The organism is Sphingomonas pokkalii, assembly GCF_003096275.1.
In the GTDB taxonomy this organism is placed as follows: Bacteria; Pseudomonadota; Alphaproteobacteria; order Sphingomonadales; family Sphingomonadaceae; genus Sphingomonas; species Sphingomonas pokkalii.
Genome location: NZ_QENQ01000001.1, coordinates 38,903 through 53,035, shown reverse-complemented (window position 1 = coordinate 53,035; position 14,133 = coordinate 38,903). Strand labels below are relative to the sequence as shown.

15 protein-coding genes are annotated in these 14,133 nt (G+C 68.2%); 11 read left to right on the top strand and 4 right to left on the bottom strand.

The window, feature by feature from the left end:
• Window positions 1-74: 74 nt before the first annotated feature.
• Window positions 75-602 (bottom strand): YceD family protein, encoded by a 528-nt coding sequence (locus DD559_RS00260; RefSeq protein ID WP_116467430.1) that lies wholly within the window; start codon window positions 600-602, stop codon window positions 75-77.
• Complete coding sequence (locus tag DD559_RS00255; RefSeq protein ID WP_116467429.1) at window positions 599-1,111, bottom strand: ubiquinol-cytochrome C chaperone family protein; 513 nt, start codon at window positions 1,109-1,111, stop codon at window positions 599-601. Before DD559_RS00255 ends, DD559_RS00260 begins: the two co-directional genes overlap by 4 nt.
• A gap of 127 nt (window positions 1,112-1,238) precedes the next feature.
• Between DD559_RS00255 and DD559_RS00250 the strand changes: the two genes are divergently transcribed.
• From DD559_RS00250 to DD559_RS00225, 6 genes are all read left to right on the top strand, one after another.
• Window positions 1,239-1,718, top strand: a complete 480-nt coding sequence (locus DD559_RS00250; protein ID WP_116467428.1) for an outer membrane protein assembly factor BamE — start codon at window positions 1,239-1,241, stop codon at window positions 1,716-1,718.
• Between the two features lie 115 nt (window positions 1,719-1,833).
• The gene (locus tag DD559_RS00245; RefSeq protein WP_116467427.1) at window positions 1,834-2,355 is read left to right on the top strand and encodes an RcnB family protein; all 522 of its coding nucleotides are present in this window, start codon (window positions 1,834-1,836) and stop codon (window positions 2,353-2,355) included.
• Window positions 2,356-2,681: 326 nt separating this feature from the next.
• Entirely contained in the window at window positions 2,682-4,061 is a 1,380-nt protein-coding gene (locus DD559_RS00240; RefSeq protein WP_116467426.1) for a glycosyl transferase family protein, read from the top strand.
• A gap of 272 nt (window positions 4,062-4,333) precedes the next feature.
• The gene (locus DD559_RS00235; RefSeq protein WP_133243750.1) at window positions 4,334-5,077 is read left to right on the top strand and encodes a hypothetical protein; all 744 of its coding nucleotides are present in this window, start codon (window positions 4,334-4,336) and stop codon (window positions 5,075-5,077) included.
• A gap of 108 nt (window positions 5,078-5,185) precedes the next feature.
• Window positions 5,186-6,100, top strand: a complete 915-nt coding sequence (locus DD559_RS00230; protein WP_116467424.1) for a sulfite exporter TauE/SafE family protein — start codon at window positions 5,186-5,188, stop codon at window positions 6,098-6,100.
• A gap of 38 nt (window positions 6,101-6,138) precedes the next feature.
• Window positions 6,139-6,861 (top strand): TIGR02186 family protein, encoded by a 723-nt coding sequence (locus DD559_RS00225; RefSeq protein ID WP_116470606.1) that lies wholly within the window; start codon window positions 6,139-6,141, stop codon window positions 6,859-6,861.
• A gap of 29 nt (window positions 6,862-6,890) precedes the next feature.
• On the opposite strand, the gene DD559_RS00220 is transcribed toward DD559_RS00225, so the two are convergent.
• The gene (locus DD559_RS00220) at window positions 6,891-8,369 is read right to left on the bottom strand and encodes a M23 family metallopeptidase (protein ID WP_116470605.1); all 1,479 of its coding nucleotides are present in this window, start codon (window positions 8,367-8,369) and stop codon (window positions 6,891-6,893) included.
• Window positions 8,370-8,602: 233 nt separating this feature from the next.
• Between DD559_RS00220 and DD559_RS00215 the strand changes: the two genes are divergently transcribed.
• The 5 genes from DD559_RS00215 (at window position 8,603) to DD559_RS00195 (ending at window position 13,419) form a co-directional block, all read left to right on the top strand.
• Window positions 8,603-11,080: a helicase-related protein gene (locus DD559_RS00215; RefSeq protein ID WP_116467423.1), complete on the top strand. Its 2,478-nt coding sequence runs from the start codon at window positions 8,603-8,605 to the stop codon at window positions 11,078-11,080.
• Window positions 11,073-11,384, top strand: a complete 312-nt coding sequence (locus tag DD559_RS00210; protein WP_116467422.1) for an RNA-binding S4 domain-containing protein — start codon at window positions 11,073-11,075, stop codon at window positions 11,382-11,384. The genes DD559_RS00215 and DD559_RS00210 overlap by 8 nt, the downstream gene beginning before the upstream one ends.
• 66 nt (window positions 11,385-11,450) lie before the next feature.
• Window positions 11,451-11,789: a ferredoxin FdxA gene (gene fdxA / locus DD559_RS00205; RefSeq protein WP_116467421.1), complete on the top strand. Its 339-nt coding sequence runs from the start codon at window positions 11,451-11,453 to the stop codon at window positions 11,787-11,789.
• Between the two features lie 262 nt (window positions 11,790-12,051).
• Window positions 12,052-12,585 carry a CarD family transcriptional regulator gene (locus tag DD559_RS00200; RefSeq protein WP_116467420.1) on the top strand — a complete coding sequence of 178 codons (534 nt, stop codon included), beginning with the start codon at window positions 12,052-12,054 and terminating at the stop codon, window positions 12,583-12,585.
• A 111-nt stretch (window positions 12,586-12,696) separates the two neighbouring features.
• Window positions 12,697-13,419 (top strand): head GIN domain-containing protein, encoded by a 723-nt coding sequence (locus DD559_RS00195; protein ID WP_116467419.1) that lies wholly within the window; start codon window positions 12,697-12,699, stop codon window positions 13,417-13,419.
• A 33-nt stretch (window positions 13,420-13,452) separates the two neighbouring features.
• Here the strand turns inward: DD559_RS00195 and pdeM are convergent, their stop codons facing one another.
• Complete coding sequence (gene pdeM, locus DD559_RS00190; RefSeq protein ID WP_116467418.1) at window positions 13,453-14,115, bottom strand: ligase-associated DNA damage response endonuclease PdeM; 663 nt, start codon at window positions 14,113-14,115, stop codon at window positions 13,453-13,455.
• Between the last annotated feature and the right edge of the window lie 18 nt (window positions 14,116-14,133).

The following is a 14,133-nucleotide window of genomic DNA, read 5'->3' as shown; positions in this document are numbered from 1 at the left end:
CGCGTTTCGGATGGCAGGCCCACGTCCTCCGCTTGGCGCGGCCGCGTACCTGCTTGCCACCCGCCCGCAGCGGCTCACTTCTTGGCGAGCAGATCCTTCAGTCCCGCCAGCGCATTGACCGGCGCCGCTTCTTCTTCGCTCTTCACGCCGGCGTCGCGCAGCACTTCGGCGGCGCGCGCGCTGCGCGGATAGGGATCGAGTTCCAGCGCCATCGTCTCGGCGGCGGCCTCGCCCAGATCGATCGTGCCGCCGGTATAGAAGACGGTGTCGCATTCGTCCTCGGTCAGCTCCACTTCGTCCTCGCCCTGGGCGGCGGGCTCGGGAACGAAGCGGATTGCGAAATCCTGCTCCACCCTGGCCGGCAGCGAATCGCCGGTGACGACGCAGGCCTGGGTCAGCCGCGCCGAGAGATGGCCGCGGGCCACCACGCCCTGCGCGTCGCGGCGCAGGCGGTAGGAGGCTTCCAGCGTATCGATCGCCTTGAGGCCGAATCGGCGGCTGAGCGCGGCGCGCTCTGCATCCTCGGCGGCGATCCGAACCTCGCTTTCGCCGGCGCCGATCTGGTCGAGCCGGTGGGGACGGGAAAATTCGGGGTCGGTCATTCGGGCAGTTCTCCTGCGATCACACGCGCGAGCGGGATCGCCGCCAGCGCATCGCGAAAGGCGCGCAGCCGCGCCGTGACATGGGTGAGGGCGGACGGCGCCGGGGCCGTGCCGCGATAGAGGTTGCGGACGAGGGCCGGGGCGAGGTCGCCCTCGGCCAGTCCGCTGCGATAGGCGCCGAGGCGACCGCCGAGCATGCCCATCATCCGCCCGACATGCTTGCCGACGATGATGTCGCCGATACCGATCTCGCGCAACTGGCCGTCCATATCGTCTATGAAGCATTCCGCCAGCGCGGTGCTGGTCGGGATGCCCGCCGGTTCCGCTTCGAGCCGCAGCAGGACCATGCAGAGGATCGCAGCGATCATGTCGAACCGGCCATCGACGGTGTCCGGTACCGCGCCGTCGGTGTACCAGTGCGGCGCCCGGCCGCGCGCCACCACGCCCGCATAGAGCTGCGGCGCCGTGCCGCGATCGGGCCGGCCGAAGAGCCGCTGGAGCATTCGCATCGCCGTTGTTCGTGCCTTCCTCGGGAAGCGACCTTGTTTGGCCGCATTTTGCCGCATATTGAGGCGTTCGGCCCGCGATGCAATCCGGGGGCCCCTGCGTTGCCTGTGTGTTTGCCTGGAGATCCTGATGTCGCTTCCCGTTCGCACGCTCGGCACCGCCGCGTTGTTGGTCGTGCTCGGCACCACCGCTTGTACGCCGGTGCGGACGCATCAGGGCTATGTCGTCGATCACGATCTGGTCGCGTCGGTGCAGCCTGGCATCGATACCCGCGACTCCGTGGCGCAGACGCTCGGTCAGCCCAGCTTCACCAGCCAGTTCAACGAAGGCGAGTGGTTCTACGTCTCGCGCGACAGCAGCAATTTCGCCTTCCGCAATCCGCGCGTGAAGACGCAGACGACGCTGCGCATCCGCTTCGACGCGTCGGGGAATGTCGCGTCGGTGGACGAAACGGGCGTGGAACTCGCGGCATCGATCAGCCCCTATGGCAAGACGACGCCGACGCTGGGGCGCGGCCGCAGCTTCTTCCGGGATCTGTTCGGCAATATCGGCACCGTGGGCGCGCCGGGCGCTGGCGGCGCAGGCGGCGGCGGTAATACCGGCCCGTAATTCAGAGCTTTCCCGCGGCTGACTGTCCGGTTCCAGCACGGTTCAGCCGCCTGCCGCCATGCTGCGTCCCATGCCGGCCCGGTGACGGGCCGGGACGGTTGGAAGGGAGACGCAGATGAGAAAGCTTGTCACCGCCGCGCTGCTCGCGGCAGTCGCGATGCCCGCGATGCTGTTGCCGATCGGGGCATCGGCACAGTCGCGCGCGGAGTTGCGCGGCGACGTCCATGATATCCGCAAGGCGGAGCGCGACCTGATCCGCGCCGAACGCACCGGCGATCCGCGACGCATCCATGAGGAACGTCGGGACCTGCGCGAGGCGCATCGCGAATATCGCGAAGACCTGCGCGATCGTGAGCGCCGCTGGGCGGAAAATGACTGGCGGGCCTGGCGCGAGCGGCATGGCGATCTCTATGCGCGCGGATCGTGGCGCGCCCCCTTTGGCTATTCCCGGTTTCAGCCGGGAGCCAGGATTGGACCGGTCTATTACGGGCCGCGCTATGTGATCGCCGATCCCTGGCGGTATCACCTGCCGCCGGCGGGGATGCACCGGGTATGGGTCCGCCATTATGGCGACATGCTGCTGGTGGAGCCGCGCTACGGCAGGGTGATCCGCGTCCTGCCCGGCTTCTATCGCTAGACGGGCATGAAAAGAATCCGGCCGGGCGAAGCTGCGCCCGGCCGGATCGAAGGTGCGGGGGCATCCGAAAGGAATGTCGTGCGCCGTAACGGCGCCGCCGGCGTAATGTTCCTTTCTTTCAAACCACCTGCGCCGGCGCGCTGCGCGGCCCGCCGATATATCCGGCGAATCTGCCAATAGTTGCATCGGAAGTGGATCATTAAGCTTTCGAAATGATGGACGTTCCTGCAGTTTTTCTCATATCCTTCTCGGGGGTTGTGACGATAACTTGCGGTCTGTGAAAGGAATCGTCGCCCCGTCCGTTTCGGAGTCATCGGGGGGATGCGATGATGATTGGGGCAATCGACTGGCTGGCGCGGGAAGTAACGCTTTTCGCGGCGGTGTTCATGGCGATCGGTGGCGTCGATGACCTGCTGATGGATGCGATCTACATCGCTAGGATATGGCTTTTTCGTCAAAGCCATGTCTCGGCCGACGCGCTGGAGGGCCGCGCGCCGAAACGTTTCGCGATCTTCGTACCTGCCTGGGACGAATCCGCGGTGATCGAGGCGATGTTGCGGTCGACCTTGCAGCGCTGGCCCTGCGCGACCTACCGTATCTATGTCGGGACCTATCCCAATGACGCCGCCACGATCGCCGCCGTCGCGCGGGTGGCGGCGGAGGACGCGCGCGTGCGGCTCGTGGTCGGCACGAATCCCGGGCCTACCACCAAGGCGGACTGCCTGAACAGCCTGTGGCGCGCGCTGCTGCGCGACGAAGCGGTGGAGCAGGCGCGGGTGGATGCGATCGTGCTGCACGATGCCGAGGATGTTGTCGATCCCGCGGAGCTGCGGGTCTTTTCCGCCTATCTCGATATGCATGGCGCGGTGCAGCTACCGGTGGTGCCGCTCGTCGCGTCCGGCTCGCGCATGGTCTCGGGCCATTATCTCGACGAGTTCGCCCAGGCGCACGGGATGGCCCTGCCGGTGCGGCAATTGCTGCGCGCCAGTATGCCGCTGGCCGGGGTGGGCTGCGCCATTCGCCGCGATCTGGTGCAGCGTATCGCCGACCTTCGGGGGGTGCCGTTCGACGCGGCCAGCCTGACCGAGGATTATGAGCTTGGCATCACGCTACGCGCAATGGGGGCGCCATGCGTGTTCGTTCGGGCCGTGCGCGGCGAAGAAGCCACGCTGGTCGCGGTACGGGCCTTCTTTCCAGCGACGCTGTCGACCGCGGTTCGGCAAAAGGCCCGGTGGATGGCCGGCATCGCGCTGGCGGGCTGGGATCGCACCGGCTGGGCGCGCTGGCGCGAGCTGGGCGATCATTGGATGCGGATGCGCGATCGGCGGGTCACGCTCGCCATGCCGGTGCTCGCGCTTGCCTATGGCGCGCTGGTGCTCTGGGCGATCTCCGGCGGCCTCCACCTGGCGGCCGGCACCTCGCCACCCGGCCTTGAGGGCTGGGCGGCGGTGCTGTTGCTCGTCAATACGGGCCTGCTCGCCTGGCGGCTGCTGATGCGCGTACTGCTGGTCGGCAGCGGCCATGGCTGGCGAGAAGCGCTCTGGTCGATTCCCAGGATGCTGGTGGCGAATGCGATCGCGCTGCTCGCTGCCCGGCGCGCGCTGGGGATCTATATCGGCCTGTTGCGCGGCGGACCCTTGCGGTGGGACAAGACCGCGCATCACTTTCCCGGAATGGGCGGGGGCGCCGATCCGGCTGCCGCATGAACCGCCCGGGAAGTGGCCGGCCCTTGCGATTCGTCGGGGGGGTGGTGCTGGCGTGGATCGGCTTGCGTGCGATGATGCTGATGCCGGCGGCGGAGCTTCCGGCCCCGCTCGTTCCGCCGGGTCCGTCGCGACGAGTGGCGCACCCCCGCATGACTCCGCTCCCGCCGCTCGCATATGGCAGTTCCGTCTCTCGGAATGTTGTGCGGTGGCAGCCCGACGCCGCACCGCTACACCGGTCGCCCTCGCCACTGCCGCCGCCGGCCGGCGGGCGCTTGCCGGTGCTGCTTGCGCGGCCCGCCGACATCGCCGCGCCGGACCCCGTGCCGGCCGGGCCCAAGGCTCGGATCGTGCCGGATGCGCCACCGCCGCCGCCGGTCGTCGCCCGGCGGTATGATCGCTGGCGGGCGAGCCTGTGGCTGGTGGCGCGACCGGGCAGCGGCATCGGTGCGGTGCCCGGCGCCGGACAGATCGGCGGGAGCCAATATGGCCTGCGGATCGTCCGTCCGCTGGGCAGCGAGACGCCGATCGCGGCGGTGGGACGGGTGGCGGGGCCGCTCGCGGGCCGGGGGGCGGAAGCCGCGATCGGACTGGAATGGCAGGTTGCACGCCCCATCCGGTTGATCGTCGAGCGGCGCATTCCGCTGGATGGCGGCGCCGGGGGAAGTGGCGTCGGCGTGATCTTCGGGATCGATCACCCATTGGGCCCGCGGTTGCGCATCGAAGCCTATGGTCAGGCGGGGGTGATCCTGCGCGGCCGGCCGGCGCCGTATGTCGACGGCGCCGGGCGCCTGATCCGGCGGCTCTTCGAGGGGCATGGCATTGATGTTTCGTCCGGGGCCGGCTTGTGGGGCGCGGCACAGCGCGAGGCCCGGCGGCTGGATGCCGGGCCGTCGCTGGTCGTGGGGGTACCGCTGGGCGCCTCCCGCGCCAGGATCGCGCTCGACTGGCGGCAACGCATTGCCGGCGATGGCCGCCCCGGTTCGGGCCTGGCGCTGTCGATCGGCAGCGATTTCTGAACGGCCGAAGGACGCGCCATGGCGCAGTTCCAAACAGACATAGCGGGCGAAAATGTCGTCCCTTCGCCCTTTCGCAGCGATGCTTAAAGCGAGTAGAGCTGGGCGCGCATGGATCTCTACCTCCCGATCGCGAACCTGTCGGTCAATGCGCTGGTGATCGTCGCCCTCGGGCTTGGCGTGGGCCTGCTCTCGGGCATGTTCGGGGTCGGTGGCGGTTTCCTGACGACGCCCCTGCTGATCTTCTACGGCATTCCGCCAACCGTCGCCGCGGCCTCCGCCGCCAGCCAGGTGACCGGCGCCAGCGTATCCGGCGTGTTCGCGCATCTCCGCCGCAAGGGCGTCGACCTGCAGATGGGCGGGGTGCTCGTCGCCGGGGGCGTGCTGGGCAGCATGGTCGGCGCCTGGCTGTTCAAGATATTGCAGGCGATGGGGCAGATCGATGTCGTGATCGGCGTGCTCTATGTGTTGCTGCTCGGATCGATCGGCGGGCTGATGTTCCGCGAATCGATCGGCGCGATCCGGGTATCGCGCGGGGCCGCCGTGGCGAAGGCGCGCAAGCGGCGCCATCATCCGCTGGTCGCGGCCTTGCCCTTCCGCTGGCGATTCTATGCATCTGGCCTGTATATCTCGCCGCTCGCGCCGCTGCTGCTTGGCTTTTTCACCGGCATCCTCACCATGTTACTCGGCGTCGGCGGCGGCTTCATCCTGGTGCCGGCAATGCTGTACATCCTCGGCATGGGCACGCAGACGGTGGTCGGCACCTCGCTGTTCCAGACGCTGTTCACCACCGCCGTGGCGACGATGGTGCACGCAACCACCACCAAGGCGGTCGATATCGTGCTGGCGATCCTGCTGCTGCTGGGATCGGTGATCGGTGCGCAGCTCGGCGCGCGATTCGCGGCCAGGGCCAGGCCCGAATATCTGCGCCTGTTGCTGGCGGTGATCGTGCTGACGGTCGCGGCGCGGATGCTGCTCGGCCTCGCCTGGCGGCCCGACGAGATCTATTCGGTGACGGTTGCGTGAGACGGGCGGGGTTTCTGGCGCTGCTGGCCCCGCTGCTGATGGCGCAGGCCAAGCCGGAACTGGTGCCGGACGTATCCCAGCGCGACATTGAAATCGCCTACAGCTTCACCGGCGCCGAACTGCTGCTGTTCGGCGCGATCCTCTATCCGGGCGGCCGCGCGCCGGCTGCGGGCGAGAAGCCGGCCGATGTCGTGGTGGTTGTAAAGGGGCCGACCGAATCGGTGTTGGTCCGCGAAAAGAGCAAGGTTGCCGGGATCTGGGTGAACGCCGATCAGATGCGCTATCGCTCTGCGCCCAGTTTCTATGCCATCGCTTCGTCGCGTCCGATCGGCGAGCTGGTCGACGAACGCACCCGCGCCATTTACGAACTGGGGCTGGACAGCCTGCAATTGTCGCCCGCTTCGGCCGCCGCACCCGAAGTGCAGGCACGGTTCGATCGCGGCCTTGTCGATCTCAAGCGGCGCAATCGCCTTTTCTACGAGGCGCCGCGCGCGGTGGAGATCACCGATGGGGTGCTCTATCGCGCGCGACTGACGATTCCGGCGCGAGTGCCGGTGGGGCGTTTCACCGCCGAAACCTTCCTGATCCGCGACGGCCGTGTGCTGGCGGCGGCGGTGCGGCCAATCGAGATCCGCAAATCCGGCTTCGAGCAGTTCGTCGCCACCAGCGCCGAGAAACAGTCGATCCTCTACGGCCTGGTCGCCGTGGGCGTATCGTTCCTGTTCGGCTGGGGTGCGGGGGCGCTCTGGCGGCGATTCTGAGCCGCTGGCGCGCGCGGGGGCGGTAGCGCCTACTCGGCGTCTGCCTGCTGCGCGCCGTGGCCGACCGGCACCGCCAGCAGGCTGTGCAGCTTGGCCCGGAATGCGCCGAGCGCACCCCCGGTCAGGCGCCGGACCGAGACGAACGACACCGCGCGGGGATTGACCGCCTGGCCGTTCCGGGTCGTCTCGAAATGAAGGTGGGGGCCGGTCGACAGCCCGGAATTGCCGCTGCGGCCGATCTGCTGGCCCTTGCGCACCGACTGGCCGGGACGGACCATGATCTTGCTCAGATGGGCATAGCCGGTGCCAAAGCCGCCGCCATGATCGATGCGGATCAGATTGCCATAGCCGGCCGACCGGCTTGCCACGCGGACCACCCCGTCGACCGCGGCATAGACCGGCGAGCCATAGGGTGCGGCGATATCGATGCCCTTGTGCATCCGGGTGAAGCCCAGGATCGGGTGCATCCGCATCCCGAAGGCGGAGGAGAAGCGGCCGTTGACCGGCATCGTCATCATGCCGGTCTTGTTGCCGGTGCCGCTGGCGTCGAACCATTCGGTCTTGCCGTCGCTCTCCCAGGGGGCGAGCTGGACGCCGTTCGCACAGCCGGTGACGCCGGCATACATCAGCTGGCCATATTGGACCTCGCCGGTCGCGGCGCGGGCCTGGCCGAGGATCAGGTCGAACTTGCAGGCCGATCCCAGCTTCGACACCGAGACGCGGCTGGCGAGCGTGCGCAGGAAGCTTTCCACCGCCTTGGCAGGGGCGCCGGCGGCGCGGGCGGAGCGGTAGAGGCTCGATCCGATCAGGCCCTGCACGCGCAGCGGCGTGCGATCGATCGCGATCGGGATCGAGGTGATCGCCAGCGCTGCCCCGGTGCGGGTGACTTCGATCCGGCGATCGAACGCGGCGCGGAAGGCGAGCTTCTCGAGCGGGCGCGGCTGCGACGTATCGGCGCGGCGGCCCAGCGTCATTTCCAGCACCGTGTTACGCTGGATCTGGCCGAGCGGCATCGTACCGGCGACCAGGCTCGCGACGATCCCGGCGTCCGCCTCGCCCACGCCGGAGCGCAGCAGCACGCCGCGCAGCATCGTGCCGCTGGCGAGCCGCGCCTCATGCTCGATGATGGGGCGTTCGGGCGTATCGGCGAGCGGCTTGACCAGGCCGGTCGCGGCGACATGGACGCCAGTGCGCGAGCCCTTGGAGAGCGGCGCGATCGCCTGGGCCTGCTGCGCCTGTTCGGCCTCGCCGCGCAGCGGCGCGGGGACGATACCGGTGATCGGCCGGTCGAAACCCGGCGAGAGCATCCAGGTCGCGGCGCACAATGCGGCACAGGTGGCAGCGCCGCGAAACCAGGTGCGGGAACCGATGTCGGCGCCGAGATCGGGGACGAGGTCCAGTGTCGCGAGCCGCTTGCCGATCCGCGTCGGCACCACCGCGGGGATCGCGCGCGCCAGCCCGCCACCGCCGCCGGCGAGGCCCGATCCATGATCGTCGCGAAAGAACAAGCGGTGCTGCCCCTGATGCCCGATTGCGCCGAACAAGCGACGCGTCCATCGAATCAGTCTGGAATCGAAGGCTTAAAGTCAAATTAAGTTGGCGGCTGCCACGCCTTTGACGCGCCAACCCGTGCGGAAGCCGCGCCGAACCGGCCGGATCGGCCGAAACCGAATGCGCAGGCGTAAAAGCTGGCACGGGGGAGTTGCCTAACGTCGCTCGGGCGACGATCTTGGCAGGTGACATGAGCCAGTTCGCGCGTTCCCCCGTCACGGCAGTGCTCGGGCCCACCAATACCGGCAAGACCCACCTCGCGGTGGAGCGGATGTGCGGCCATGCCAGCGGCATGATCGGCTTTCCGCTGCGGCTGCTGGCGCGCGAGGTGTATGACCGCGTCGTCCGGATGAAGGGGCCGGCGGAAGTCGCGTTGATCACCGGCGAGGAAAAGATCCTGCCGTCCAAGGCGCGCTGGTTCTGCTGCACGGCGGAGAGCATGCCGCTGGAGCGCGAGACCGCGTTCGTCGCGCTCGACGAGGCGCAGCTGGGTGCCGATCCGGAGCGCGGCCATGTCTTTACCGATCGCCTGCTGCGCGCGCGCGGCCGCGAGGAAACGATGATCCTCGGCTCGGACAGCCTGCGGCCGATGCTCAAGGCGCTGGTGCCCGAGGCGGAGATTGTCGGCCGGCCGCGGTTTTCGACGCTCAGCTATGCCGGCGCCAAGAAGCTTTCCCGCCTGCCGCGCCGCTCGGCGATCGTCGCCTTCTCGGCGGAGGAAGTCTATGCCGTGGCGGAGACGCTGCGGCGCTTACGCGGCGGCGCGGCGGTGGTGATGGGGGCGCTGTCCCCGCGCACCCGCAACGCCCAGGTGGCGATGTTCCAGGCGGGCGAGGTCGATTATCTTGTCGCCACCGACGCGATCGGGATGGGGCTCAACATGGACGTCCACCATGTCGCCTTCGCCTCGCTCCACAAGTTCGACGGCCGCCGCCAGCGGCGGCTGACCATCGCCGAAATGGCGCAGATCGCCGGCCGCGCCGGCCGTCACCAGAAGGACGGCACCTTCGGCGCGCTGCACGAAGAGGGTCCGAGCGCCTTCACGCCCGAGGAAGTGCTGGCGATCGAGGGGCACCAGGTGCCCCGGCTAGAGCATCTCTACTGGCGCGAGGGTGAGCCGGATTTCGACAGCATCGACGCGCTCATCGCCAGCCTGGAGCGCAAGCCAGAGGACGAGGTGCTGCACGCCGCACCGCAGGCGACCGACCTCGCCGTGCTCAAGCGGCTGTCCGAAGAAAGCTGGGTCCGGGATCGGGTTCGGCATCCCCGGATGGTCGCACGGCTCTGGGCCGCGTGCGGGCTGCCCGACTTCCGCAAGCTCGGCGTCGATCCGCATGCGCGCTTCGTAGGAAGGCTGTTCGGGCATCTGTCCGAAGGGCGCGGGCATGTGCCGCACCAATGGTTCGCCGACGAGATCCAGCGGCTGGACAATATGGGCGGCGATGTCGAGACGCTCGCCGGGCGGATCGCCGCCGCGCGCAGCTGGGCCTATATCGCCCACCGCGCCGATTGGCTGGAAGAACCCGCCCATTGGGCCGAGCGGACGCGGGCGATCGAGGAGAAGCTGTCCGACGCGCTCCACGCCAGCCTCACCCAGCGCTTCGTCGACAAGCGCACCACGGTGCTGCTCCGCCAGATCGGGGCGGATGCCTCCAATCTGCCGGTGACGATCGGACCCGAAGGCGAAGTGAGCGTGGAGGAACATCCGCTCGGTACGCTCGAAGGCTTCCGATTCAAGGTCGCCGCCGAGGCGCGGGCGGGGGACAAGCGGATGCTGCTCGCCGCTGCCGAGAAGCGGCTGGCGGGCGAATATCGCCGCCGTGGATCGGCGTTGGCCGAGGCGCCGGATGCGGAACTGGCGCAGGTCGGCAGCGCCATTCACTGGCGCGGGCACGATGTCGCGCTGCTCAAGCCCGGTGCGAATCTTGTCCGGCCGCGGGTGCAGCTCGATCGCGCGCTCGACGTGCTCGATCCGCAGGCCAAGGCGGCGGCGCAGGCGCGGCTGGAGCGTTGGTTCGGCGAACGGGTCGCCGCGGACCTGCCGGTGCTCGCCAAGTTGGATGCGATCACGCGGGAGGAAGCGGCCGGGGCTCCCTTGCGCGCGCTGGCCAACGCGCTGCTCGAACAGGGCGGACTGCTGCCCCGCAGGGCCGCCGGCACGATGATCGAGGGGCTGGACGGTCCCGCCCGGCACCGGCTGCGCACGATCGGCATGACGATCGGCACGCTGGACCTGTTCGCCCCCGCGCTGCTCAAGCCGCGCGCCGCTGCCCGGCGCCGGGCGCTGATGGGGCTGGAGCAGGGGCCGCCCGATGCGGCGGTGGTGCTGCCGCGCGATGCGAAGGGTGCCGATCTCGCGCATGGCTTCCGCCCGTTCGGTGCGCAGGCGGTGCGGGTCGATCTGGTCGAGCGCATCGCCCGCGCGGCGCACGAGGCACGGCAGGGGCGCAAGCCCTTCGCGCCCGATCCCGCGCTCGCCACCTCGATCGGCCTCAAGCCGGAGACCATCGCGCGGCTGATGGCGCAGCTTGGCTTCCGCACCGCGCGTGGCGATGCCGATGCACCGCAGCGCTGGATCTGGCAGGGGCTTACCCCGCTCGCTAAGCCCAAGCCGGCGGCAGTGCCCGGCAACGCCTTTGCCGCGCTGGCGGCGCTTCGCAATGGCTGATCCCCAGGGCCATGGTCCGGCCATGCGGCTCGATCGCTTCCTCTGGTACGCGCGGATCGTGAAGACCCGCAGTGCCGCGCAGGCCTTGTGCGAAAAGGGCTTGCTGCGGATCGACGGCCGCCGGGTGGAGCGTTCGGCCGCGCCGGTGCGGGTCGGCGCGATTCTCGCTTTTCCGCTTCTGGGCAAGGTGCGGGTATTGCGTGTCGCCGCGCTGCCGATCCGCAGGGGGCCGCCGGGCGAAGCACGGGGCTGTTACGAGGATCTCGTCACCGATCGTGGCGTTCAGGACATGCCCGGCGATTGACGTAGGCCCCTGCCGCGCATAGCAGGGCCCCGCATTGATCGTTCGCAACCAAGGACCGCTACTCCCATGACCTATGTCGTCACCGACGCCTGCATCCGGTGCAAGTACATGGATTGTGTCGAGGTTTGCCCAGTCGACTGCTTCTATGAAGGCGAGAATATGCTCGTCATCAACCCCAGTGAATGCATCGATTGCGGCGTTTGCGAGCCGGAATGCCCGGCCGAAGCGATCCTGCCCGATACTGAAAACGGCCTGGAAAAGTGGCTCGAGCTGAACCGGACCTATTCGGAGCAGTGGCCGAACATCACGACCAAGGGCGAAGCGCCGGCCGATGCCGATGCGATGAAGGCCGAAACCGACAAGTTCGACAAGTATTTCTCGCCGAACCCCGGCAGCGGATCCTGATCCGCCGCGTCTGCGCATCCTGCGCAGCGCTTTCTCCGACGGGAATGCAACCGCGCCGTGCAGTTTTCTGCGCGGCGCTGGTGACGTTTGGCTGGTAATTTTATTACGACCATGTTAAAAGGGCCGAGACGGAGGCTTCAGACTCGCCTTCGCCCGGAGACGCTAGCGTATGCCCCGATCCAGCCTATCCGCCGCGTTTCGCGGTTTCGGACGGGCTCCGCAATCCACTCGGGGCCGGTAATTCACGAAAGGTTCCTCGCACATGGCTGCAAAGGCGCTGTCCTTCGACGTCGGCGATTATGTCGTTTACCCCAAGCACGGTGTTGGCCGTGTTATCGAGCTGCAGAAGCAGGAAATTGCAGGAATGCAGCTCGAACTCTACGTACTGCGTTTCGAAAAAGAGAAGATGACGCTCCGCGTTCCGACCAACAAGGCGGAAAGCGTGGGGATGCGCAAGCTTTCCAGCGACAAGACGCTTCGCGAAGCGCTCGATACGCTGAAGGGCAAGCCCAAGGTCAAGCGTACCATGTGGTCGCGCCGCGCCCAGGAATATGAAGCGAAGATCAACTCGGGCGATCTGGTGTCGATCGCCGAAGTGGTCCGCGATCTGTTCCGTGCTGATGATCAGCCCGAGCAGAGCTATTCCGAGCGCCAGATCTTCGAAGGCGCGGCCAGCCGCCTCGCCCGCGAACTGGCGGCGATGGAAGAGCTGACCGAGCCGGCGGCACTGGAGAAGATCCTGGATATCCTGCGCAAGGCCGCAGCGATCCACAACAAGGACAAGGTTCCCGCCTGAGGCGCGGAACGGGTCGGAGCAAAAGGGGGCGGGCCAAAGCGGCCACGCCCCCTTTTCGTTACGCGGATATCGTGTATTATTCCGGCAATACACAATGAAGGATATTTCGCCATGCGCCTGCTGTCCGTCCTCGCCCTGCTGCCATTCGCCACTGCCTGCAATGCGGGCTGGGATAACAGCGGCACCAAGGTGGGAGCGACCGGCAGCGGCAGCAGCCGCAGCTTCGCAGCCAGCGGTTTCACCGGCGTCGCGCTCAAGGGATCGGACGATATCGATGTCCGTGCCGGCAGCAGCTTTTCAGTGGTGGCAGAGGGCGACCCCAAGGCGCTCGATCAGCTTGACATCCGCCTGGACGGCAAGACGCTGAAGGTATCCCGCAAGAGCCGGAGCGGCTGGCTGGGCGGCGACGATCGCGGCGTGAAGATCCATGTCGTGATACCGAAGCTCACCAACGCGACGGTGGCGGGATCGGGCACGATGCGCGTGGAGCGGGCTGAGGGCGCCTTCGATGGCGCCGTCGCCGGATCGGGCGACCTCGACATCGCGGTCCTATCGGCGAACAAGGCGTCGCTGTCGATCGCCGGCTCGGGCAACATCACCGTGGCCGGACGGGCGGAGTCGCTGGACGTTTCCGTCGCGGGATCGGGCGATATGCGCGGCGAGAACCTGACGGCGGGGACGGCGGACATTTCGATCGCAGGCTCGGGCAATGTGCGCGCGAACGTGCCGGGTGCGGCCAGCATCGCCATCATGGGTTCGGGCGACGTCGAACTGCGCGGCGGCGCGAAGTGCGAGGTCAGCAAGATGGGTTCGGGCGAGGCGAAATGTTCGTGAGGCAGGTGTGATTTCCCTGGTGGCGGGCAGGGATCACGCCGCCAGCGGGAATCGCAGCAGCTTGTGTTCGGTGGCCACCAGCGCCTCGGCGCCGGGCCCCACCGCGCGCACGATTTCGGGATGTCCTGCGTCCAGCCCGCCGGTCAACGCGCCGAACGCGGGCAGGATCAGCTTGCGCTGCGTCGCGACGAAGCAGCGACGGGCGACGTGCCGGCCGCGGATCGTGAGGCGGAGCTTGGGGTGGAAATGGCCCGAAAGTTCGGGGCGCGTTTCGCCCGCCAGCGCCTCATGGCGCAGCACCAGTCCGTCGACCAGCGCTTCCGTGTGCACCACGCCGCCGCAGCTATCGGTCAGCACACGATCATGATTGCCGGTGATCCAGTGCCAGGCGAGGCCAGCGGTGAGCGCCGTCAGCATCGTTCGCGCTTGCGCGGGCAGGCGCTCGCAGCCATCGGCATCGTGGAAGCTGTCCCCCAGACACCATAGTTCCGCTGGCCGTAGCCGATCGACCAGCGCCGTAATGGCAGCAAGCGTCGCCAGCGTGTCATAGGGCGGCAGCATCTGGCCGCCGAGCGCGAACCAGCTCGCTTTCTCGAAATGGAGATCGGCGACGAGCAGCGCCCGCCGCGCCGGCCAATAGAGCGCACCTTCGGGCAGCGCCCGAAGTTCATGGCCGGCGAACGAAAGGGGAACCATGCCCTGCTATCCTGCTTC